This window comes from Burkholderia sp. AU33423 (genome assembly GCF_002223135.1).
Lineage (GTDB): Bacteria > Pseudomonadota > Gammaproteobacteria > Burkholderiales > Burkholderiaceae > Burkholderia > Burkholderia lata_D.
On record NZ_NKFH01000007.1, the window covers coordinates 953,510 to 976,370 of the forward strand.

A 22,861-nucleotide genomic window follows, 5' to 3' on the forward strand; every position below is an offset into this window, starting at 1 on the left:
GCAAATATATTTCGAGTGAATGCCCGCGCGTTGCCGAAACGCGGGCCGCTCGATGCGCGCAAGAGCGTGCAAACAGGAAAACGAAACATGAAAGACCAGACCGTCATCTCCGCCACATCCCGCACCACCATTCGCCGCCTGCCGGAGCTGGCAAACCACGATCGCGAGATCCTTCATCGCATCGTGGACGAGGCCTACGTGTGCCACATCGCATTCGGTTCGGGCGACGACACGCACTGCATCCCGACCGCGCACTGGAGACGGGGCGATCACCTCTATATTCACGGGTCGAACGGCAGCCGGATGATCAAGGCGCTGGCTGCGGGTGCACAGGCCTCCGTCGCGATGACGTTGCTGGACGGTCTCGTGTTGGCCAGGTCGGCCTTCAACCATTCGATGAATTATCGATCCGCGGTGATTTACGGGCGGTTCGAGATGGTGGAGCGTAGTGCGGACAAGCTGGTGGCGCTGGATGCATTGATGGACAAGATCGCTCCGGGTCGCAAGCATGACGCGCGGCCCGGCAACGAGAAGGAAATCAATGCGACCAGCGTGCTGCGGATTGCGCTTGCGGAAGCAGCGGTAAAGGTCAGCGATTCAATGCCGTCCGACAAGGACGAAGATCTCGCACTCGCTGTCTGGACGGGGATCCTGCCGCTGAAGATGGCGCGCGGCAGGCCGGTTCATGCCGACGGCAACGTGCCGGTGCCGGATTATGTCCGGAACTGGGAGGAGTAAGTTGCACGGCAAGGCCGTGCGGTTTCGCTGAAAGCGGTGGCGCGCGGAATTCGTGCTGCGTTCGGACGGCAACAGGACGCGGTTTCGCCGGCCGGCAGTGCGCATGCCGCGCTGCCGTCACCGCGTGCATTTCACTCGGGGCGATGCTCATGCGTCTCGTGTGGCGGACGCGACTCCGCAGGGTGCGGATGCGGGGCGGGCGCGTGCTCGGGGGCCGGCTGCCGTGGTTGCGCTGCCGCGTGTTCCTGCGGTTGCGCTTCGTTGTGCGGTGGCGCCTCTTTGTGCACTTGCTGCTGAGTCTCGTTGCGTTGCTGCATGGCGTCGCGCTGCCGTTGCTGCTCCGCATTGTGTTGCTGCATTTCCTCGCGTTGCTGCTGCCGTACCGCATTGTGCTGTTGGGCGGCCGCACGATTTTCCTGCGCGGCGTGCGCCTGCTGCATGGCCTGCTGCCGCTCCTCGCGCATCGCGCCAGGCCGCGAAGGCCTTGCGGCCCACGCGGGTTGTTCGAGCGATCACATCCGGTTCCATGCATGCGCTGTAGTGCGCATGCGGAACCGGGGCGGTCATCTTTCCATCAGCGTGCGAAATCCGATGTGCTCTGGATGAACGTGTTCAGCTTCGAGATGTTCACGCTGCCGAAGCCCGTCGTCGCGTCCCAGCCGGCCTTTGCCTTGTAGCCGTAGGTGCCGCTGCCGTTGTTGCCGGAGGTGACGTCGTGCAGCAGCGCCGTGTTGCTCGGGAAGTACTTGTAGATGCTCGACGCGGGGAACCCGAGCGCATTGTTGTTCGCGGACTGCAGGCGCGCCCAGATCCCCGTGAAGATCGGTGCGGCGAGGCTCGTGCCGCCTTCGTTGTTGAGGTAGCCCGAGCCCCACAGCGTGTCGGACGTCTGGCCGTTGACGACGAGAATCGCGCCGGTACGCAGGTCCGCGTCGAAACCGACGTCAGGCAGTGCGCGCTTGGTCGACCCCGTGAGGCTCGACGATTGCCACGACGGTGCGGCTTCGTACTTGCTGTACCCGCCGCCCGTCGACCACACGGTGCCCGGCTGCCAGCTCGGATCGTTCCAGACGATCTCGCTGTTGTACGCGTTGGTCGACGTATTGGTGAACAGCGTCGTGCCGCCCACGGCGATCACGTACGGCGACGTTGCCGGCTCGCTCACCGTGTAGGTCGAGCGCGACGGCGTACCGCTCGCACATTCGTACGCGCCATGGTCGCCGGCGGATACCGAGAAGGTCTGCCCCTGCGCGACTGCCTGCTTGAAGATGGTGTCGTCGGTGGCCTGCGAGCCGGTGCTGTTCGCGGACGATTCGCACACGCCGAGCGACACGTTGATCACCTTTGCGACGTTGTCGGTCACGGCCTTGTTGTACGCGGCGGTGATCGCCGTGAGCGTCATCGACGGTGCGACGTAGAACACGACCTGCTTCACGCTGCCGCCGGCCGTGCCGACGATCGACTGGCTGTCGAGGTTCCATTCGACGGTGCCGTCGGTGTCGGTGTACGAGCTGCCGGACGGGCCCGTCTTCACGATGCTGCTGCTGATCGTCCCGAGGCCGTTGTTTGCGGCGAACGTATTGAGGTCGCTTACCGTCTGCGACAGGTCACCTTCGGAGATGATGCCGACGGTGGTCTGCGAGGCGGTCGGCGTGCCGTCGCCGCCGTAGATCGACGAGAATTCGGTCGGGTTGTGCGGCACGGCCGATGCGCCGGCCGGAATCGTCAGGTTGCTGGTGTTGCCTTGCGGCTGGCTACCCGCGCCCGTGTGCATCAGCTCGACGTTCTGCAGGCCCAGCACCGAACCCACGACGCCGCCGATGGCGTTCGGCACTTGCGCGGCGTCGGTATTCGCGTAGACGCTGCGGCCGTTGCGCGTGAAGCGCTTGAGCGTCGTGCGGAACGCGGACTTGATGGTGGCCGCGGTGCCGGACGCGGAGACCAGCAGACGGTTCGGCGCGACGACGATGTTCACGAAGCCTTCCTTGCGCAGATGCGCGACGACCGAAGCGACCTGCTGGTCGGTCGGCGCATATTGCGACGCGAACTGCGCCGGCGTGAGGAACTGCCGGTAGTGCGGCGAACCAGGCGTATGCAGGTCGTGCAGATATTGGTCGAGTTGCGCTTCGTTCCGCAGGTTCAGCCCGAGCACGATGTCCACCGACTCGCCCGGCGCCATCTCGACGGCTGCTGCTGCCGCGGCGGCCGTGCTCGCGGCGGGCGCGCCGGCCGTACCGGCTTCGCTCTGCTGCACGAGCGGCAGGAAACCCTTGGTGTGCGTTTCCGTCCAGCCGGCCGCAGGCGCGGCGTGGGCGGTCGCCATGCCGAACGATGCGGCTGCTGCGGCGGCGAATGCGAGTTTGACGAAGCGATTGTGCTTTTGATTCTTGTCTGCAACCTGATTCATTTGAATTACCCCTCCGGTTGAACATCGAACTGCACGTACAACAACGGTCGACAGCGGTGCGGGTCATGCACCGCCGATTTCTGTCGCACGCGTGCGGATGGCACGGACGCGACAGGGCCTTTCGCCCGATCCGGAAAGGTGTCTTTTCTCCGGGGGCGAAATACGGAAAACGCGGTAACGGGAAGGCGGCGCCGCGACACGGCGCAACTGCGCCGGACGTGACGCGGGCGGGATTGCTAGAGCAACAGTTTCGTTGTCCTGCTCATTTGATTCGATCCTTCGGCCCGCTGCCGGATGGCAGTTGTCCAATGAGATGCATCGGGATGTTGCGTGCGCCGGCGCGCGAACGATACGGCCGGCGGCGAGCACTGCGGTGCGGCGGAAGCGAAAAAACGTAGAGCGGATGCGACTGCGTAGTGAGCAATTCGTCAGATTGCTTGCATCGGACGGTATCAAGAATGAAAGCGAGGTGTCAAACTTTTTTTGATTATATGAAACTAAATTAAAGCGAATAAGTGCAATGTTTTTGAAAATATTGGCAGTAATTTGTAATATTCGAGGCCGCCAAAGAAAGTAATGCGGAATTCGATTTGCCGATCGTTTCTGGTTTGACGCGTAATGGGTGCAATTGGCCGATCGTGTTCGAGGCATGACTCGAATCGCCGGATGCCGTGAAGCAACGCGAGTCCGCGGGCATCAGGAAGCAGGGCATGAGGCTACTGCCTCGCACCTGCATGCCGCAGCGCGTCCACGGCTTCCGTGTTGTCGTGCGACCGCGCGAGCTGCAGCAGCGACTGACCGCGCCGATCGACATGATTCGGGTTCGCACCACGCGCGACGAGGAGCGGAATCAGGTCGAAGCGATTGAACAGCGTGGCGAATCCGAGCGCGGTTTCCCCGGCACCGTTCGTCTGGTCGATCGGGCATTGCGTCTCGATCAGGCGCCGCGCGATGTCGGGTTCGTTCTTGAAGAGGGCACCCATCAGCGCCGTGTTGCCGTGGCGGTCGCCGGCACATGCGTTTGCGCCGGCCGACAGCAGGTAGTCGAGCGCTGCCGGCTGGCCGTCGTAGGACGCGAGTATCACGGCCGTAAAGCCATGGCTGTCGGTGGCATCGACGGGGTAGCCGGCGTCGTGCAATGCGCGCAGGATGTCGACGCGTCCGACACGGGCGGCGTCGAACCATTCGCCGTCGTAGCGGCGCAGCGCGGCAGGGTCGGCCGGCGTATACGCCGGCCGGTCGGGAAGGTGCGCGCAACCGGCGAGCGCGGCCAGCGCCAGGACTGTTGCGGTGGAGCGGATCGCGCGCGTCAGGCGTTCGGATTGCATGAGGATGTCCTGATGGGTGGGTAGGGTCGACGTGCGAGGCGTAACCCCGCACGTCGACGGCGACCGGAGTCGCGGGATCAGTTCTCGCTCAGCTTCGCTGCGAGTGCCTGCACTTGCCCGACGTCGGCGTGCACGGCCTGCGCGAGACGCGTGCCGTAATCGGCATCGGCCTTGTAGAAGTACGACAGCATCGCGTACTGGTTGTGCGCGTTCGTCACCTTGCCGAGATCGCCGGACAGCGCGGTGATCAGGTCGTCCTTGTCCTGCTGCGACAGGCCGCGGTAGTACTCGCCGGCCTGGCGGAACCGCAGCGTCTTGTGGATCGCTTCCTGCTGCGTCGTTCCGCCGAGCGTCATGCGCACGGGCTTGTATTGCGGATCCGGCGCGAGTTCATGCAGCGTCGACGGTTCGTAGTTCACCTCGCCCTTGCGGTCGCCGGCGTTCATCTTGCCGTCCTGGTTGTTGTTGACCACCGGCACGACGGGCCGGTTGATCGGCAGGTCCATGTAGTTCGCGCCGAGCCGGTACATCTGCGTGTCGGCGTACGCGAACAGCCGGTCCTGCAGCATCCGGTCTTCGGACGGCTCGATGCCGGGCACGAGTCGCGACGGCGCGAACGCCGATTCCTCGGTCGACTGGAAGTAGTTGTCGGGCACGCGGTTCAGCGTCATCGTGCCGATCTTGCGCTCGGGCACACCGGTCCAGACCTTCGTATCGTCCAGCGCATCGAAGTCGAAACGGTTCAGGTCCTGCGGCGTGAGCACCTGCACGTACAGATCCCACTTCGGGAAGTCGCCTTGCTTCAACGCGCCATACAGGTCGTTCGTCATCATGTTCCAGTCGCGCCCGATCGATGCGTTGATGTCTTGCGGACGCAGGCCGTGCACGCCTTGCTGGCTTTTCCAGTGGAATTTCACGTAGTGCACGTCGCCGTGCGCATTGACGAACTTGAACGCGTGTACCGCGAAGCCGTCCATGTGACGATACGAATCGGGCATGCCCGCATTCGTGTACAGCATCGTCAGCATGTTCGTCGCTTCGGGCGTGTGCGCGAAGAAGTCGAATGCGAGGTTCGGGTCCTGCACGCCGGTCACGGCGCTCGGCTTGTTCGCGTGAACGAAGTCGGGGAACTTGATGCCGTCGCGAATGAAGAACACGGGCCAGTTGATGCCCACCATGTCCCAGTTGCCCTGTTGCGTATAGAACTTCACCGCGAAACCGCGCGGATCGCGCGCCTGTTCAGGCGACCCGCGATAGCCCATCACGGTGGAGAAGCGCACGAACACGGGCGTGCGGGTGCCGGGTGTGAAGACCTTCGCTTTCGTCAGGTTCGAGATGTCGGCGGTCGGCACGAACTCGCCGAATGCGCCGGTGCCGCGTGCATGCACGACACGTTCCGGAATGCGTTCGCGATCGAAGCGCTGCAGTTTCTCGATGAGTGCGGAGTCTTGCAGGAGCACGGGGCCGGCAGGGCCGGCCGTCTGCGAATTCTCGTTGTCGCCGACGGGGGCGCCCGTGTCTCGCGTGAGTTCGGCGGCATGGGGGGACGCGGAAAGTGCAACGCAGATCGCGGCGACTGCGTGTCTCAGCACGCGACGGGAGGATGAGGACATGACGATGGAACTCCTTGAATCCGATCGGTGGTGGGGAAGCCGACTGAATTAGAAGAGATCGTCAGACGATTGGCTAATTGATATTCGATATGTTTCCGATAGCGACGGCGTCAATACGGCGTGAGCGCGGTTCTCATCGGCGCAGGCGATGAATATTGTTGCGCGCGCAATGAGTTGTTGCGTCGCGTGCCGTGAAGCGATCAGCAAGCGTCGAACGCCGACTCATCGAACGTGCGATGCCTTGCGTGAATTTTTGCGATCCGGATGTCTGGCATCGGTGCCGCAGCAGCCTCGACGAACCCGGCTGCGCGGCACCGATCAACTCGGTATCAACCCGCGCCCGCCTGCCAACCGAGCCCGAGGTTCTTCTGCAGCGACACGTAGTCCTTGATCAGCTCGGCCTGGCCGGCGATCACATTCTGTTGCGCGGACAACGCTTCGCGTTGCGTATCGAGCAGGTCGATCATCGATGCGACGCCTGCGCGATAACGCTCGTCCATCAGCGATCGGGAATGCACGGCCGACGTCTGCACCTTGGTGAGCGCAACGACATGCTCGCGCTGGTGCCCGTAACGCTGCAATGCCGTGTTGGCGTCCTGCAAGGCACCGAGCACCGCCTTCTGATAATTCGCTTCCGCCTCGTCTCGCGATGCTTCGGCCGCGCGCACCGCACCGCGCGTACGCCCGAAATCGAGAATGTTCCATTGCAGATACGGCGCGCCGACCCAGGTGAAGTTCTGCTTTCGGAACAGGTGGCCCGGGTCCGTCGCGCTGAAGCCGAGATCGCCGAGCAACGTCACCTTCGGGAAATAATCGGCGACGTGCTCGCCGATCTGCGCATTGCTCGAAGCGAGCCGGCGCTCGGCCGCGCGAATGTCGGGGCGCTGTTTCAGCAGCGTGGCCGGATCGCCGATCGCGACGCTGCCGGGTAGCGTCGGCAGCGGCGCATCCGGTGTCGACAGCGCCGCGTCGAGCGCACCGGGCGCACGGCCCGTCAGGATCGCGAGCCGGTCGAGCGATTCCGTCACCTGCGCGTCGAGCGGGATCAGCGATGCGCGCGTGCTTTCGACTTGCGTCGTCAGGCGTTCGATGTCGACATCCGCGGCAACGCCACGCGCGCGACGCTGCTGCGTGAGTTCGAGCATCGTCTGCTGCAGCTCGGCAGTGCGCCGCGACAGCGCAAGCCGCTGCTGTTGATCGCGCAGGTCGATGTACGCGTTAGCGACTTCGGCAGCGATCGACACCTGCGTGTCGGCGAGATCGGCGTCGACCGCTTCCGCTTGCGCAGATGCTGCTTCGACCGCGCGGCGCGTACCGCCGAACAGGTCGATTTCCCAGGTGGCGTCGAAGCCTGCCGAATAGAGCTGCAGCGGGCCCGAGCCACCCAGCGACGGCGAGGTGCCACCCGATTGGCTCGAACCGTTCGACGGTAGCAGCGAACCGAGCGCGCTGACGTCCGGCTCGCGCATGCGGATGGCGGCGACGGTGGCCGACGACTTCGGCAACTGGGCCGCACGTTGTTGCGAGAGCTGCGCGCGCGACGCGCGCAAGCGGGCTTGTGCGGCGTGCAGATCGGGGTTGTACGCGAGTGCGGCGGTGATCAGGTCGTCGAGCTGGCGATCGTTGAGCGCGCGCCACCATGCGCTCGGCGCGGGCGCGGCGGGGTCGACGCCGGAGGCCGGCGCGCGCACGAAGGTCGGCGCATCCGGTGCGGCGGGCGCGCCGCGATAGTCGGGGCCGACCGTGCAGCCGGCGAGCAGGCACGCGGCCGCGCACAGCGTGAGCGCGGGGCGGCGGGGCAGGGAGAAGGGTTTCATCGCGTAAGACGGTTCAGTGGCCGGACGACATCGGCTGCGGCCCGCGCGGCGTTCTCAGCAGCAGCGCGAGCGGCACGCAGGCAAGCAGCGCGAGGCCCAGCAGGTAAAAGGTTTCGGAATAGGTCATCACGATCGCCTGGATCTGGATCTGCTGCGCCAGCTGTCCGAGCGCGCGCATGTTCGAATACGCGAGGTCGCCCGTGTGCGAGAACCAGTTGGCCGCATAGGCCGACAGCCGGTCCTGCCCGATCAGCGAGTTCGCCGTCACCGATTCGCGGAGCGCGGCCGTATGGAAGGTCGTGCGCCGGTCGATCACGGTGCCGATGATCGCGAGTCCGATCGAGCCGCCGAGATTGCGCGCCATGTTGTAGAGCCCGGCCGCATCGCCCGAGTCTTCGCGCGCGACGGCCGCCATCGAGGCCTGATTGAGCGGCATCATCGCGAGCATCTGCGCGACGCCGCGGATCAGTTGCGACCAGACGAAGTCGTGGCCGACGCTCTGCGCGGTCAGGCTGATGTCGAGCATGCAGCTCAGGCAGAACAGCAGCAGCCCCGAGATCACGAGGATGCGGAAATCGACCTTGCCGAGCAGGCGCGGCAGGATCGGCATCACGAGGAAGGCGGGCAGCCCCGACAGCAGCATGATCGCGCCCGCCTGTTCCGCGTTGTAGCCGGCGACGATCGCCAGGAACTGCGGCAGCAGGTAGGACACGCCGTACAGCCCGGCACCGACTGCGGAAACGATCACGATCACGCTCGCGTAGCGCGGGTTGCGCATCAGCGACAGCCGCATGATCGGCCGCTTCGCAAAGATCTGCGACAACGCGATCAGGATCATCCCGGCGAGCGATACGAGGCTCAGCGTGACGATCATCTGCGATTCGAACCAGCGTTCGCGCTGGCCTTCCTCGAGCACGACGGTGAGCGAGCTCAGACCGATCGCGAGGCCGAAGATCCCGAGCCAGTCCGCGTTCAGGAATGAATGCCATTGCGGGCGGTCCGACGGCAGCCCGAATATCAACAGCGCCATCAGCAACAGGCACACCGGCAGGTTCAGGAAAAAGCACCAGCTCCAGCTGACGTTCTCCGCGAGCCAGCCGCCGAGCACCGGGCCGAACAGCGGCCCGAGCAGCACGATCAGGCCGAACAGCGTCATGCCGACCGGCAACTGCGACAGCGGCAGCCGCGTGCGGATGATGGTTTGTGCAGTCGGGATCAGCGCACCGCCGGTGAAGCCCTGGCCGATCCGGCCGGCGATCATCATCGGCAGCGAATGCGACCAGCCGCACATCATCGAGAACGCGATGAACAGCGCGGAGTTCGTCAGCAGGAAATTGCGCAGCCCGAACACGCGCGTGAGCCACGCGGCGAGCGGAATCATCACGATCTCCGACATCAGGTAGCCGGTCGAGATCCACGTGCCTTCGGTGCCGGTCGCGCCGATTTCACCCTGGATCTGCGGCAGCGCGGAGTTCGTGATTGAGATGTCGAGGGTCGCCATCAGCGCGCCGAGCGCGCCGGCCGCGACCGCGATCCAGTCGGTCACGCTCGCACGGCCTTCGTGCGGCGGCATGGGCATCGTGGCGGACGGTTCAGCCATGATGCGTCTCGTCGCGGGCCGGGCGCGTATCGACGTCGACCGTCACCGACAGCCCCGGCAGCAGCATGCGCTGCGCGCGGGCGTCCGCGGCGAGGCGGATGCGCACCGGCACGCGCTGGACGATCTTCGTGAAGTTGCCGGTCGCATTCTCGGGCGGCAGCAGCGCGAATTGCGCGCCCGTGCCGGGAGCGAAGCTGTCGACGACGCCGGACAGCGCGCCGTCCGGCAGCGCGTCGACGTGCAGTTCGACGGGCTGGCCGATGCGCATGTTGCCGATCTGCGTTTCCTTGAAGTTCGCGACGAGATAGATCGCGTCGACGGGCACGACGGTCAGCAGGCGCGTGCCGGGCTGCACGTATTGACCGACGCGCACCGTGCGATCGCCGACGCGGCCGGCGAGGGTGCTGCGCACGATCGTGTTGTCGAGGTCGAGCTGCGCCTGTGCGGCGCTGGCCTGCGCGGCTTCGAGCTGGGCGCGCGCCTGCTGGAGCTGCGCGGTGAACGACGCGATCTGCGTGCGGGCGGCGGCGATCGACGCATTGTTCGCGGCGAGCGTCGCGGCCGCCTGATCGCGCGTGCTCTTCAGGTCGGCCACGCGTTCGTGCGTTTCCGCGCCGGTCGCGGCGAGCGGCGCATAGCGCGCGTATTCGTCGCTGGCGTGCTGCGCATTGATACGCGACACCTTCGCCTGTGCGTCGGCCTGTTCGAGATTCGCATGCTGCTGGCGGATGTCGGCCTCGGCGCGTGCGATGTCGGCGCGGCGCGCGTCGACGGTCGCAAGCGACTGTGCGAGCGCGACCTGGTATTGGCGGACGTCGAGCCGCACGAGCGGATCGCCGGCCTTCACGGCCTGGTTGTCGCGCACGTACACATCGGTCACGTAGCCGGCGACCTTCGGCGCGGCGGTCATGCTGTCGGCCTGCAGGTACGCGTCGTTGGTGCTTTCGATGAAGCGGCCGACCGTCCACCATCGGCCGAGCCAGATGGCGCCGCCGATCACCCCAAGCACGGCGACGACGAGCAGGACGCGCCGTTTCGTGCCGTTGCTGTTGCGTGGGGTTGTTCCGTTTTCCTGACGATTTGCTTTCTGTGGCGAGTCTTGCAGCGTCGACATGCTGGCATCCAATTTATTCCAAGTGGAAGAATTATTCCAGTTGATAAAATTGTGTCAAGTAGAATGTCGGTCGATCGAATGACGAGGAAGGCATGAACGAAGCGAAGAAGCTGCGCCGTACGTCGGCGGGCGGCTACGCCCGTGGCGACGAAACGCGCCAGCGGATCATCGAGGCGGCGATCGAACTGTTCGGCGAGCGCGGGTTCGCGGGGGCATCGACACGCGAGATCGCCGCGATGGCCGGCGTGAACGCGCCGGCGCTCCAGTACTACTTCGAGAACAAGGAAGGCGTGTACCGCGCGTGCGTGGAGACGATCGCGGAGCACGGCTGGGAAGTGTTCGCGCCGTCGGTCGGCCATGCGTGGGCGATGCTCGATGCGGACGCGGAGGTCGACGTGCTGATCGATGCGTTCGTCGGGCTGCTGCGCGCGCTGTCGGACCGGATGTTCACGGCGCCGAAGACGATGAACCAGCGGATGTTCTTTGCACGCGAGCAAGGCGGCCAGGAGCCGGCGAGCGCGAGCGAAATCCTGATGAAGCGCATGCGCAAGCCGCTGAACGACGTGAGCGCCGAGCTGATCGGTCGCATCTCGGGGCGGCCGGCCAACGATCCCGTCACGCGCTTGCGTGCGCTGAGCCTCTTCGGGCAGATCACGGTGTTCCACATCGCGCAGCGTTCGGCGCTGCAGTTGCTCGAATGGGAGGCATTCGAAGGCGAGCGCGCGGAATTGCTGATCGACACGATTGCCGAGCAGACGCGGGTGCTGCTCCAGCAATGGCACGCGCAGCGCGACGCATTGGCCGCCGATCCTGAAGCCGGCGCGAAGCGGGAGCCGGGTGCGACGGCGAAACGTACGGCGAAGGCGGGAGCGTCGACGCCCGCCGCGAAAGGGCCGCGGCGCGGGAGCAAGCCCGCCGCGCGTTGAACGCGGCGCGCCGTCAGCCCCCGTCCGGCTTGTGCTCCGGGGCGGCCGGCGACCGCGGCCGGGCCGTCACTTCGGCAGCATGGCCGTTGCCGCCGTGGGTGCCGTTTTCGTCATCGACCACCGGCCGCGATCCGTCCGCGTACGCAACGACGCTGCGCTGCGGATTGGCGATCCGGATGCCGCGCTCGCGGAACGTCTCCGCGATCCGCCGGTTGAATTCACGCTGCACGCTCCAGCGCGTCGAGTCCGTGCATTGCATCTGTCCGGCCAGCGCGAGCGTCGCGCCGTCGACCTGGTCGATACCCCAGTAGCTGAAGTCCGACAGGATGCCGTCGCGGTATTTCGGATCGTCGCGCAATGCGGCACCGATCTCCTTCAGCGTCGCGATCGCGCGATCGATATCCTCGCCGTAGGCAATGCTGATCTTGACGGCCGCGTTGCCGAGCCCGCGATTCGTATTGTTGACGGTCGTCACCGAGCTGAACGGAATCGTGTACAACGACCCGTCGCCGGCGCGCAGCCGCACGGTGCGGATCGACAGGTACTCGACCGTGCCCGACACACCGGCGAGCGTGACCCAGTCGCCGACCTGCATCGCGTTTTCCATCAGCAGGAAGATCCCGGTGATGAAATCCTGCACGAGCTTCTGCGAGCCGAAGCCGAGCGCGACACCGAAGATGCTGGCGCCGGCAAGCAGCGGGCCGACGTTCACGCCGAGCTGGCTGAGGCCCGTCAGCACGACGACGAGCGCGATCATCACGAACAGCAGCGTGCGCAGCATCGGCAGCAGCGTGCGCAGCCGCGCCGCGCGCATGAGATTGCCTTCGCGCGTCCATCGTTGCAAGCGGCGCTCGATCGCGATGTTCGCGGCTTCCCACACGATGAGCGCGACGATGGCCGCGATGGCGATGGTCATCAGGGCCGACGCGAGCCGGTGGCCGATCGTGCCGGTTTCGAATGCGCGGAAGATCGGCACGCCCCAGATCTGCAGCAGCAGCACGATGGTCACGATGCCGATCGCGCCCGACACGAACTGGCGCAGCAGCGGGTAGTAGCGGTATGCGTGCGCATGGACGAGCGTGCGGTCTTCGTCGCGGCCCTGGAACAGCCGCGCGAGCGCGCCGAACACGACGATCGACACGATCCGCATGCCGATCATCACGGCGATCGAGCGGCCGCCGAGCGTGATCAGCACGCGGTAGCCGTTGTGGACGTCGAGCGCCCACACGAACCACAGGGCCATCACGATGAAGACCGATACGGGCGCCCACGCGTCCGCGAGCGCGTTGGCGATCATCGTGAACGACGGACGATCCTCGCCGGCCGCGCGGATCCGCGCGGCGACCGGCAGGCGGCACTGGAGGATCAGCGCCGAGATCATCAGGTGCCCGACGAGCGCGACGGCTTTCAGCAGCGCGACGTGAGCGGCGTCGCTGAGGCCGAAGCTCGCGGCGATCTCGACCGCGGCCGTGCAGGCGCCGACCACGATCACGATCCGCGCGATCGAGCGTTGCGCGAAGTCGGCCCATGCGTCGCTGATATGCAGTAACCGCAATTGCCGCGCATCGGGCTGGAAGAACAGCCGGCTGACGATCGTGACGAGCCGGCAGATCACGTAGATGTCGATCAGCGCTTCGAGCGCGGATTCGACCGGGGCGTCCGTATCGCCGATCAGCGACATCGTCAGGCTCGCGACGCCGACGAACACGAGCAGCGGCACGGCACGCAACGCAAGGCTGACGAGCGCGCGCGGCATCCGGTGCAGCAGCGTGGTGTGGCGGCGCGCGTGGCCGCGGCCTTGCGACGATGCGGGCGCGGCGTTCGGGGTGTCGGGCGCATCTGGCGGGGCGGCTGTGCCCGGTGGTGCGTCGTCGTCGTCGAGCGTCGCGGAGTCGGGTGTAGCGGATTCGGGCGCGGTGCGGCGCGACGTGTCGGCGCGCCGAGCGGCCACTGCGGCCAGCGCGCGTCGCAGCAGCCGCTTCGCGAGCCATTCGACGAGGAGCGCGGGCACGAGCACGGCGATGATGATCCAGAGCGCGTGTGCAAGATTCGCGCGCTCGTCGGCGCGCACCAGCTTGTCATGCCACCAGCTGCCGACCGAGCCGACGTCGAGCAGCGAGTGCAGCGATTCCTTCAGCGCACCGCCGATTTCGATGGTCCAGCGCGATCCCTGCCGGACGAGCATCGATGCGAGCCCGTTCGACGTCAGTGCGGCCGGGGTCGCGGTGGCCGACGCGGCGCTGGCCGCAGCCGCATCGCTCGCCGCGATCGCGGGTGCGCTCAGCACGCCGACGGCCGCGATCGCACGCAGCGTCGTTTCGACCTGCGCGCGCTCGCGTGGATTTTCGAGCACATTGAGTGCCTGCTGCGCCTGTTGTGGCGTCAGCGCGGGCGCGGTGCCGGAAGCGGCCGACGCGGCGGCCGGGGCGGGAGCGGCCGCATGGGCGGCCGAGACGACGGCGGCCAGCAGCCAGCCGAGGAGGAAATGTCGCATGGAGTAGGCATGCGGGCGCGCATCGGCGCGCGGCCCGCCAGGCTGAACGATGGACGGAAGTTAACATGATCGCGAGCGGAACCGAATAGTTCCGTCGACGATCATTCGAATCGGGCATACCCGACGCGGCGCGGGCGCTTGCGGCGCGTGTGCACAGTCATTGGTCCGACGCAGATTGTAGGTCGCCGGATAGGTCGGGGTGTTTCAATGGTCGGTGCGTAAGATATTTGTAATGCCTGCTCGTCGACAACGATGAGCCGCGCACGCGTCGGGTCGAATTAATCTGGAATCCTGCCGAATCATGCCGGTTCGTCGTGAAAAACCGGCAGGACGTGTTCCGCGATTTCCTCGATGACTTCGCGCACGGGCCGGTCCGCGCCCGGATTCAGCGTGACGTGATGCGTGCCCGCCGCGCGCATGTCCCGCAGGATGTCGATCAATGCGCGGCGTCCGGTTGCATAGCCGAGCGGCAATGCGGTGGCCGGCGCATCGGGATCCGCGACGAGGTCGAGCCGCATCGATACGCCGAACGCGCGAAAGGCGGGCGTCGCGAGCCGGTCGACCGCCGCGCGCCACATCGAATAGCGTGCGCGCTGCGTGTCCGGATCGCGGTGGTACGTCATCCAGCCGAGCGAGTGCCGTGCGATCCAGTCGACGCTTTGTCCGCCCGAGCCGACCGCCAGCATCGGCACGGCGTCGGCGCCGCGCGGCAGCAGCGTGAATTCGGGCGCATCGGGCGGCACTTCGTCGGGCAGTACGCGCGATGGCACGCCGAGCGCGGCCGCGACGACGTCCCAGTGGGCGCGGTAGCGGTCGCGCCGCGTCTCTGCGTCGACACCGAACGCCGCATATTCGGGCGGCCGGTCGCCTGAGCCGAGCCCGAGGATGAAGCGGCCGCCCGACAGCGTCGCGACCGACAGCGCGCCTTTCGCGATATGCAGCGGATGACGCAGCGGCAGCACGATCGCACCGCTGGCGAGCGCGATCCGGCGCGTGCGTGACGCCAGTGCGCCGAGCAGGACCCACGGGTCGAGGTGGCCGACCGGATCGGGGTAGTCGGCGCTGTTCAGCGGCACGTCGCGAATCCACAGCGCGCGAAAGCCGAGTGTGTCGGCCAGCGCCGCGAGTTCGAGCTGCTCGTCGAAGTCGGCGACGATATGGCCGGTGCGCAGCAGCGGAAGCGTGAGGCCGATCGACAACCGTCCGTCCGAAAAGACGCGATGCGCGACGTCGGGGCGGGCAGGGGCGGGCGTGGTCATGTCGAGTCCTTGGATGCGGCGCGAAGCGAACGCGCGACGTTGCGTGTGCGAATGCTAGCGTGTTTGCACGACGGTTGCGCGGTATGGCATGCGCAGTGACCAGTCGACGTCGACGCAACGCAGGTCATGCGGGCAACGGGCCGGCATAATCGGTGCCTTCCGTCATGGAAAACAACGAATCCGGATGAACACGCTTCAACACATGGCGATCGGTCTGGCGGCGAGCACGATGCTTTTCGCGGTCGCATCGGACGCGCTCGCGGACGATGCGGAGCGCGCCGCTATTTGCAAGACCGCCGAGGAAACGGGCTACACGGCTGACATTCGCAATTGCCTCCGACTGAAATACGACGCAGCCGACAAGCGCTTGAATGCCGTCTACAAGACGAAGATGGCGAGCCTCGATGCGCAGGGCCACGCGAGACTGCGCAACGACGAGCGCCGCTGGCTCAAGGCGCGGGACGCGAAGTGTGCCGAATCGCGGCAGCCCGATGTGGGCGGCACGCTCGGGCTCGTGGAGGTCGACAGCTGCTTCGTCGACGAAACCGAGCGTCGCGTCAAGGTGATCGATGCCTTTCGTTGAGGTGTCGCCCTGGCCCCAGTGCTACGCCACACGCAGCGTCGTGCCGCGCAATGTAAGACCGAAGCGCGACGCCACGCGTCGTGACGCGCGGTGCGGCACTGTGGGCCGATTGTAAGTCGCTCGACGGTCACGCGCAGAGGCAACGTCGCGCTGTCCGCCCGGGCCGGGCGGGTGCGGCGTGACGGTTCGCCCGGCCGACGGCAGCCGATCCGGCATGCGTTTCAGTTTCGAAACGTTCGCGCTTTTTGGCGGTGCGCGATTCGCGTCGATGGCCCCATTTCGACCCGCGCGGCCTTGCGGCGTGAAGCATGGTGCGCTCCTTGCATATCTATGCAGGCCGTGAGCGCGGCCGCGGACGCAGTCGGTCCGGCGATCGCTTCAGTGGGTCGGATGTATCGGAGACGGGGACAAGAGAATGAAAACAGACCGAATCGCAACGTGTCGTGTTGCAAACATGAATCGCCGACCTGCCGGGCTATTCGCTTCGCCGTTTATCGAGGCGACGTAAGCGCGCGGCTTTCCGTTCCATCCGAGCAATCGGGTTTGTTCTGAACGACGACGTGCAGGCATGACGCACGAGGCCGACTGGTGCCAGTCGGCCGTCGGGGATGAACCGTGAATGCCTGCGGATGGCCCGGCCCGGATCCCGGATCGTCAATCTGCCGCGCGCAACGCGAGTCGTCGTGCGGCGCAGGCGTGTGCGTGCCGTGCATCGCGGCGGCGCGACGGGGCCGAACCGGAACGCACCGGAAAGCCGGCAGCGCATCGATGCATTCGGTATCGCGGAACACATGGAGTCCAGGGGAAGCGTTCACCAGTCGCAGCAGGGCGGACGCCGCCAAATTGTGCTGTCAGTTGATCCACTACCCCGATGGATCAATTGTTGAAGCGCCCATCGCCGAGTGGCGGATGGGCGTCTTTTTTTGTGCGCCGATGTGCGACGCGGCCATCGGCTCGATCGCGCGGCGTTCTGTATCATGTGCTGGCGTGCCTGGCCGCCCGTGCGGGCGCACGGCTTGCTGGCGCGCCCGATCACGCGTTGCCAACATGAACGACACAGCTCAGAACGATCCCTCAACCGCCGACGTCGATCCGGCCGCACTCGATGCGCTGCACACGTTCGTCGAACGTCATCCGCGCCTGCTGGTGCTGACCGGCGCGGGCATCAGCACCGATTCCGGCATTCCCGGCTATCGCGACCGCAACGGCCAATGGATGCGCTCGCCGCCGATCCAGCTCCACGAATTCCTCGGCTCGGATGCTGCGCGGCGGCGCTATTGGGCGCGCAGCATGATCGGCTGGCCCGTCGTCGGTCGCGCGCAGCCGAACGGGTCGCACGTGGCACTCGCGCGGCTCGGCAGCGCGGGACGGATCGAGCGTCTCGTCACGCAGAACGTCGACGGCCTGCACCAGCGCGCGGGCAGCGGCGACGTCATTGAACTGCACGGTGGCATCGACGGCGTTACGTGCCTCGGTTGCGGCGCGCATCACGCGCGCGCGACGATCCAGGTCATGCTCGAGGCCGACAATCCCGAACTGCTGGGCGCGGAGGCCGAGCCGGCCGCGGATGGCGACGCGCACCTCGAATGGGCCGCGCTCGACACCTTCCGCATTCCGGCGTGCCCCGCGTGCGGCGGGCTGCTGAAGCCGGCGGTCGTGTTCTTCGGCGAAAACGTGCCGCGCGAGCGTGTGGCGCTTGCGTCGCAGGCGCTCGATGCGGCCGATGCGCTGCTGGTCGTCGGCTCGTCGCTGATGGTGTATTCCGGCTACCGCTTCTGCGTGTGGGCGCAGGCGCAGAACAAGCCGGTCGCCGCGCTCAATCTCGGCCATACGCGCGCCGATCCGATGCTGACGCTGAAGGTCGAGGCGCGCTGCGCACCCGCGCTCGACGCGCTGAATGCGCGGCTTGGCCTGGCGGGCCACGCACCGGAGCTTGCGTCGTGACCGGCCCGGCATCTTCGCCCGATCCGTCCGAGCGGCTGTCGGCGCCGGCGGCCGAACGCAATCGCGGGCCGATCCTCGACGTCTTGCGCCGCGTGCTGCCCGCGAGCGGTCGGGTGCTCGAAATCGCCAGCGGCACGGGGCAGCACGCGGTCCATTTCGCGCAGGCGCTGCCGGGCCTGCACTGGCAGCCGAGCGATCCCGATGCGCAGGCGCGGCGTTCGATCGCCGCGTGGGTTGCCCATACGGGCCTCGCCAACGTTGCGGGGCCGCTCGCGTTCGACGTGCGCGACGCGTCGTGGCCGGTCGACGCGCTCGATGCAATCGTCTGCATCAACATGATTCACATCTCGCCGTGGGCCTGCACCGACGCGCTGTTCGCGGGCGCGTCGCGCCTGCTGCGGCCGGGCGGCGTGCTGTTCCTGTACGGGCCGTATCGCCGCGAGGGCCGGCATACGGCGCCGTCGAACGAAGCGTTCGACCTGCAACTGCGCAGCCGCGACCCGTCGTGGGGCGTGCGCGATCTCGAGACCGTCGTCGCGCTCGGCCTTGATCGCGGCCTTGACTGCATCGAGGTGGTCGAGATGCCGGCGAACAACCTGAGCGTCGTGTTCCGGCGGCTGCCGCACGCGGAGCAATGACACGGAAGCGCGCATCGCCGCCGGGTTTCCACTATCCTTTCGCCTGTGCGCGCGACCCGGCTCGGGTCGCGCCCCGTTTTTTCCGGAGAATTGACTAATGGGCAAACAAGCAATCGGTGTGATCGGGCTCGCGGTGATGGGCCGCAATCTCGCACTCAATATCGAGAGCCGCGGTTACGCGGTGTCGGTGTACAACCGCAGCCGCGAGAAAACCGACGAACTGATCGCCGAATTCCCCGGCCGCAATCTGGTGCCGACCTATACGCTCGAGGAGTTCGTCGCGTCGCTCGAAACGCCGCGCCGGATCCTGATGATGGTGAAGGCCGGCGAGGCGACCGATGCGACGATCGCATCGCTCAAGCCGTTGCTCGAGAAGGGCGACGTGCTGATCGACGGCGGCAATACGCACTTCACCGACACGATCCGCCGCAATCAGGAACTCGCGCAATCGGGCCTGCACTTCATCGGCACCGGCGTGTCGGGTGGCGAAGAGGGCGCGCTGCGCGGCCCGTCGATCATGCCCGGCGGCCAGCGTGATGCGTATGACCTCGTCGAGCCGATCCTCAAGCAGATCGCGGCCAAGGCGCCGTCGGACGGCGAGCCGTGCGTCGCGTACATGGGCCCGGACGGTGCAGGCCACTACGTGAAGATGGTCCACAACGGCATCGAATACGGCGACATGCAGCTGATCGCCGAAAGCTATGCGGTGCTGAAGGACGTCGCGGGCCTGACCAACGACGAACTCGGCGCGGTGTACACCGAGTGGAACCAGGGCGAGCTCGACAGCTACCTGATGGAGATCACGTCGAAGATCTTCGGCAAGAAGGACGAGGAAACCGGCAAGCACCTGGTCGACGTGATTCTCGATCGCGCCGCGCAGAAGGGCACCGGCAAGTGGACGAGCCAGAATGCGCTGGATCTCGGCGTGCCGCTGCCGCTGATCACCGAATCGGTGTTCGCGCGCGTGCTGTCGTCGCTGAAGACCGAGCGCGTCGCGGCCAGCAAGGTCCTGTCGGGCCCGGCCGCCGCGCCGTTCGAAGGCGATCGCGCCGCGTTCGTCGAAGCGGTGCGCCGCGCGCTGTACCTGAGCAAGGTGATCTCGTACGCGCAGGGCTTCGCGCAACTGCGCACGGCGTCGGAAGAGTACGGCTGGAACCTCGATCTCGGGACGATCGCGAAGATCTTCCGCGCGGGCTGCATCATCCGCGCGCGCTTCCTGCAGAAGATCACGGACGCGTACGCGAAGGATTCGGCGCTCGCGAACCTGCTGCTCGATCCGTACTTCAAGGACATCGCCGCGAATTACCAAGCGTCGCTGCGCGATGTCGTGGTCGCTGCGGTGAAGGCCGGCGTGCCGGTACCGGCGTTCGCGTCGGCGGTCGCGTACTTCGACAGCTACCGTTCCGAGCGGCTGCCGGCGAACCTCGTGCAGGCGCAGCGAGATTTCTTCGGCGCGCACACGTTCGAGCGTACCGACAAGCCGGGCAGCTTCCACGCGAACTGGTCCTGATCGGCTGGCGGGGGCGGCATTGTTGCGAAAATCTATTCTTTGAATAGGGTTTTTCTATTCCGGATGCCGACATTGTTGGCTCCGGGGAAACAGTGTTTTCGTTCTTTCATGGTTTTCCCTAGGTGCTGCCGGGACTAAACTCTGTTCCATCGCTGCAGACATGGTGTGTGTGGCGGAGCAAAAAATCCCGGAGGTAATCATGAAATCGCTGATCGCAACGTTTGCCGCAGCTGCCGTCCTCGCCGTTCCCGCCGTCTCGTTCGCCCAGAACGCGCCCGTCACCCGTGCACAAGTGAAGGCCGACCTGGTCGCCGTGCAACAGGCTGGCTACAAGCTGGGCAGCGACCGTACGAACTACCCGGAAGGCATCCAGGCAGCTGAAGCCCGCCTGAACCCGCAACAGAACGTCGCCGCTGCCGACACGACCGGCTACGGCGCGCAACCGGCTGCCGCACAGGAATCCGGCGCGCCGGCCAAGGCCAAGACCGGCTGGCAAGTCAAGCGTATCGCTGACGACGCCCCGATCTACAAGGGTCGTTAATGGTTTGGCCGCCCCGGCGGCCTGATCCGACCCTGGAAGTACGAACAGCCCGTCGTTCCGTCATGCGGAACGGCGGGCTGTTTTCATTGGCGGCGCGCGTATCGCGCCAGCCGTCATTCAGTTCAGTGCAGCGCGTGCCGGCGGCGCCCGATATCCCGGAACAGCGCTTCGGCCGGTTCCAGCACCTGCAGCCACGTTTCGTCGTAGCCGCTCAACGTGTCGAGCGCATCGCGCAGCCGCTCGATCGCGAGGATCGGCAGCTCGACGCTGTGGCGCGTGGCGCCGGTCATATGCGCGACGCTTGCCAGCTGGACGAGCGCATCGGCCGCCTCGGCTACGTCGGTCGCGAACAGCAGGTGCCGGTTGAGCAATTCGACCAGGCCGCTGGAACCGGAGAAGTCGTCGGCGTCGAGCTGCACGGAAAGAAACGTCGCGTTGTTCATTGTCATGCTCCTCGTTGTCGTTGGATCGCGCAGTGCATCACCGAGTATAGGTGGCGATCGACGGGGAGAATGTGACGGGATCGAGACTGCCCGCGAGGGTGGCACGGCATGCGGAAGAGCCGCTGCAGGCCCGCCCGACGGCCCGCGCGGCTCGGCGCGGCGTGTTTTGCAGGCCACCGGCGTGCGGATGCGACGCGCAAGATTGTTGCCGGATCAGGCACCTGACGCGGCCTTGACCGCCACAAATGGTATCTTTGCCGATCGGGACGACGCGACAAAGGGGCCGATGAGCCCATTCGCACCCACGTCCCGCTGTGGAAACTGCCGGCCGCGAGCGCGGTCGGATACTGGTTGGCCCGGCCGTTCGGCCGGACATCGTGCGTCGCGCGCCGGGGGGCGGTGGGCGGCGCAACGACGCAAATCCGGGAGGACCCTTGAGAGAAACTATTCCCATCCACGATGCGCTGACGCGCTGGCTGCCGCAGGCGGCGCTCGTTGCCGCAGCCATCGCGCTGACGGGCTGCACGATGACGCCGTGGACCGACAGCTGGCAGCCGGCGCGCCAGTCGGCACCCACGTCGGCCGCGACGCCGGGCGTGATCGCCGGCTATTACCGCGTGAATCCGGGCGATACGCTTGCGGGCGTCGCGAACGCCTTCGGGCAGCGTGTCCAGGACGTGGCCAGCTGGAACCACATGGCGCCGACCGATGCCGTGTATCCCGGTCAGGTGCTGCGCGTCGCGCCGCCGCCTGCCGCGACGTCGCTCGGGCAGCCACCCGCGGCGGCCGCGCAGCCGGGCTCGCTCGCGTGGCCGGCCACCGGTGTCGTGGCGACGCCGTTCTCGGCCGGCAAGACGCGCGGCCTCGTGATCGCTGCGTCCGGGCCCGACCATTCGGTGCGGGCCGCGGCGGCAGGGCGCGTGGTATACGCCGGGTCCGGCGTCAAGGCCTACGGGCCGCTCGTGATCCTGAAGCATGAGAACGGGCTCATCACGGCCTACGGACACAACGGCAAGCTGCTCGTCAACGAAGGCGACGCGGTGCGTCAGGGCCAGCCGGTCGCTGAAATGGGCACCGACGCGAGCGGCCGTTCGACGTTCGAGTTCGAAGTCCGCCAGAACGGCAAGGTCGTCGATCCGATGAACTTCCTGCCGCGCAACGGCGGCTGATCGTCCGCTTCATCCCGTGTGCGCCGGGCGGCGCACACGCTCCCGCCTTCATCCTTTCCTGAGCGTCACCGCGCCGGCCTGTCTCGCGTGATTGCCGAGCCAGCGAATACCCATTGCGAGCGCCGCCGCGCCGAGCGCGATCAGCGAACACTGGATCGCGACCGGCAGGTAGCCGTGCGGCCGCGGATCGACAAACGGGTAGGGATACCAGTTCTCGAATGAGCCGCGCACGAACGTATAGCCGAGATAGACGATCGGGAAGCAGAGCCACGCGAACGCGCTGCGCCACGGGATCGGCAGGCGCGGCTCCACGTACAGCCAGTCGCACAGCACGACGATCGGCACGATCCGGTGCAGCACCCAGTTGTTGAACGCCGGCGTGACGTGGTGCAGCGCATCGAGCCGCGCGAGCAGGAGTTCGTAGACGATCGCGGTGATCAGCATGTACAGCACCGCGGCGCCGCGCATCGATTCGTAGCGGGCCGAGCCGGGGCGTGTGATGCGCCGGAGCCCGACGGCGAGCATCGCGGCTGCGTAGAGGCTGCTCAGTTGCGTGAAGTAGCTGAGGTAGTTGCCGAGATGAAAGCCCGGCAGGTGCCAGTAGTCGGCGATGCTGTGCAGCGTGGTGGATACCGCGAGCAACGCGGCGGTCAGCCGATAGGCCGCAACGAAGAACGCCTTGCTCATGATGCCCGCGCGCCGTCGCACCAAAGCTTCATCGTGCCACAGCCGTTCGG

The 22,861-nt window shown here is 66.5% G+C and carries 19 protein-coding genes; 8 read left to right on the forward strand and 11 right to left on the reverse strand.

Translation table 11 applies throughout. From position 1 onward, the window contains the following. Positions 1-87 precede the first annotated feature (87 nt). Positions 88-738, forward strand: coding sequence for a pyridoxamine 5'-phosphate oxidase family protein (locus CFB50_RS22895; protein WP_089447357.1), 651 nt, complete (start codon positions 88-90; stop codon positions 736-738). 131 nt (positions 739-869) lie between these two features. Here the strand turns inward: CFB50_RS22895 and CFB50_RS22900 are convergent, their stop codons facing one another. The 7 genes from CFB50_RS22900 to CFB50_RS22935 form a co-directional block, all read right to left on the reverse strand. Then, positions 870-1,178, reverse strand: a complete 309-nt coding sequence (locus tag CFB50_RS22900) for a hypothetical protein (RefSeq protein ID WP_256979208.1) — start codon at positions 1,176-1,178, stop codon at positions 870-872. A 134-nt stretch (positions 1,179-1,312) separates the two neighbouring features. Continuing rightward, positions 1,313-3,145, reverse strand: a complete 1,833-nt coding sequence (locus CFB50_RS22905) for a S53 family peptidase (RefSeq protein WP_089447358.1) — start codon at positions 3,143-3,145, stop codon at positions 1,313-1,315. A 716-nt stretch (positions 3,146-3,861) separates the two neighbouring features. Beyond that, positions 3,862-4,473, reverse strand: coding sequence for an ankyrin repeat domain-containing protein (locus CFB50_RS22915; RefSeq protein WP_089447359.1), 612 nt, complete (start codon positions 4,471-4,473; stop codon positions 3,862-3,864). Positions 4,474-4,550: 77 nt separating this feature from the next. Beyond that, the gene (locus tag CFB50_RS22920) at positions 4,551-6,086 is read right to left on the reverse strand and encodes a catalase (RefSeq protein ID WP_089447360.1); all 1,536 of its coding nucleotides are present in this window, start codon (positions 6,084-6,086) and stop codon (positions 4,551-4,553) included. Between the two features lie 329 nt (positions 6,087-6,415). Continuing rightward, positions 6,416-7,903 (reverse strand): efflux transporter outer membrane subunit, encoded by a 1,488-nt coding sequence (locus CFB50_RS22925; protein ID WP_089447361.1) that lies wholly within the window; start codon positions 7,901-7,903, stop codon positions 6,416-6,418. Positions 7,904-7,916: 13 nt separating this feature from the next. After that, positions 7,917-9,503, reverse strand: coding sequence for an MDR family MFS transporter (locus CFB50_RS22930; RefSeq protein ID WP_069251104.1), 1,587 nt, complete (start codon positions 9,501-9,503; stop codon positions 7,917-7,919). Then, positions 9,496-10,617, reverse strand: coding sequence for an HlyD family secretion protein (locus CFB50_RS22935; protein ID WP_089447362.1), 1,122 nt, complete (start codon positions 10,615-10,617; stop codon positions 9,496-9,498). Before CFB50_RS22935 ends, CFB50_RS22930 begins: the two co-directional genes overlap by 8 nt. A 92-nt stretch (positions 10,618-10,709) precedes the next feature. On the opposite strand from CFB50_RS22935, the gene CFB50_RS22940 reads away from it, so the two are divergent. Further along, positions 10,710-11,543 (forward strand): CerR family C-terminal domain-containing protein, encoded by an 834-nt coding sequence (locus tag CFB50_RS22940; RefSeq protein WP_089447363.1) that lies wholly within the window; start codon positions 10,710-10,712, stop codon positions 11,541-11,543. A gap of 13 nt (positions 11,544-11,556) precedes the next feature. On the opposite strand, the gene CFB50_RS22945 is transcribed toward CFB50_RS22940, so the two are convergent. Together CFB50_RS22945 and CFB50_RS22950 are read right to left on the reverse strand one after the other, a co-directional pair. After that, positions 11,557-14,037, reverse strand: coding sequence for a mechanosensitive ion channel domain-containing protein (locus CFB50_RS22945; protein ID WP_089447364.1), 2,481 nt, complete (start codon positions 14,035-14,037; stop codon positions 11,557-11,559). 299 nt (positions 14,038-14,336) lie between these two features. Continuing rightward, positions 14,337-15,296 carry an LLM class oxidoreductase gene (locus tag CFB50_RS22950; RefSeq protein WP_089447365.1) on the reverse strand — a complete coding sequence of 320 codons (960 nt, stop codon included), beginning with the start codon at positions 15,294-15,296 and terminating at the stop codon, positions 14,337-14,339. A 184-nt stretch (positions 15,297-15,480) separates the two neighbouring features. On the opposite strand from CFB50_RS22950, the gene CFB50_RS22955 reads away from it, so the two are divergent. From CFB50_RS22955 to CFB50_RS22980, 5 genes are all read left to right on the forward strand, one after another. Then, on the forward strand, positions 15,481-15,879 hold the full coding sequence (locus CFB50_RS22955; protein ID WP_179254215.1) for a lysozyme inhibitor LprI family protein: 399 nt from the start codon (positions 15,481-15,483) through the stop codon (positions 15,877-15,879). A 1,047-nt stretch (positions 15,880-16,926) separates the two neighbouring features. Further along, positions 16,927-17,823: an NAD-dependent protein deacetylase gene (locus tag CFB50_RS22965; protein WP_089447367.1), complete on the forward strand. Its 897-nt coding sequence runs from the start codon at positions 16,927-16,929 to the stop codon at positions 17,821-17,823. Further along, positions 17,820-18,461, forward strand: coding sequence for a DUF938 domain-containing protein (locus CFB50_RS22970; protein WP_069251110.1), 642 nt, complete (start codon positions 17,820-17,822; stop codon positions 18,459-18,461). The genes CFB50_RS22965 and CFB50_RS22970 overlap by 4 nt, the downstream gene beginning before the upstream one ends. 97 nt (positions 18,462-18,558) lie before the next feature. Then, complete coding sequence (gndA, locus tag CFB50_RS22975; protein WP_039358189.1) at positions 18,559-19,971, forward strand: NADP-dependent phosphogluconate dehydrogenase; 1,413 nt, start codon at positions 18,559-18,561, stop codon at positions 19,969-19,971. Between the two features lie 199 nt (positions 19,972-20,170). Further along, positions 20,171-20,512 (forward strand): DUF4148 domain-containing protein, encoded by a 342-nt coding sequence (locus CFB50_RS22980; protein WP_089447368.1) that lies wholly within the window; start codon positions 20,171-20,173, stop codon positions 20,510-20,512. Positions 20,513-20,634: 122 nt separating this feature from the next. Here CFB50_RS22980 and CFB50_RS22985 read toward each other — a convergent pair whose 3' ends face one another. Then, entirely contained in the window at positions 20,635-20,955 is a 321-nt protein-coding gene (locus tag CFB50_RS22985; RefSeq protein WP_069251111.1) for a hypothetical protein, read from the reverse strand. Between the two features lie 434 nt (positions 20,956-21,389). Here CFB50_RS22985 and CFB50_RS22990 point away from each other — a divergent pair, with 434 nt between their 5' ends. Next, positions 21,390-22,124 (forward strand): peptidoglycan DD-metalloendopeptidase family protein, encoded by a 735-nt coding sequence (locus tag CFB50_RS22990; protein WP_089447369.1) that lies wholly within the window; start codon positions 21,390-21,392, stop codon positions 22,122-22,124. Between the two features lie 48 nt (positions 22,125-22,172). Here CFB50_RS22990 and CFB50_RS22995 read toward each other — a convergent pair whose 3' ends face one another. Further along, positions 22,173-22,811, reverse strand: coding sequence for a Pr6Pr family membrane protein (locus tag CFB50_RS22995; RefSeq protein ID WP_069252882.1), 639 nt, complete (start codon positions 22,809-22,811; stop codon positions 22,173-22,175). Between the last annotated feature and the right edge of the window lie 50 nt (positions 22,812-22,861).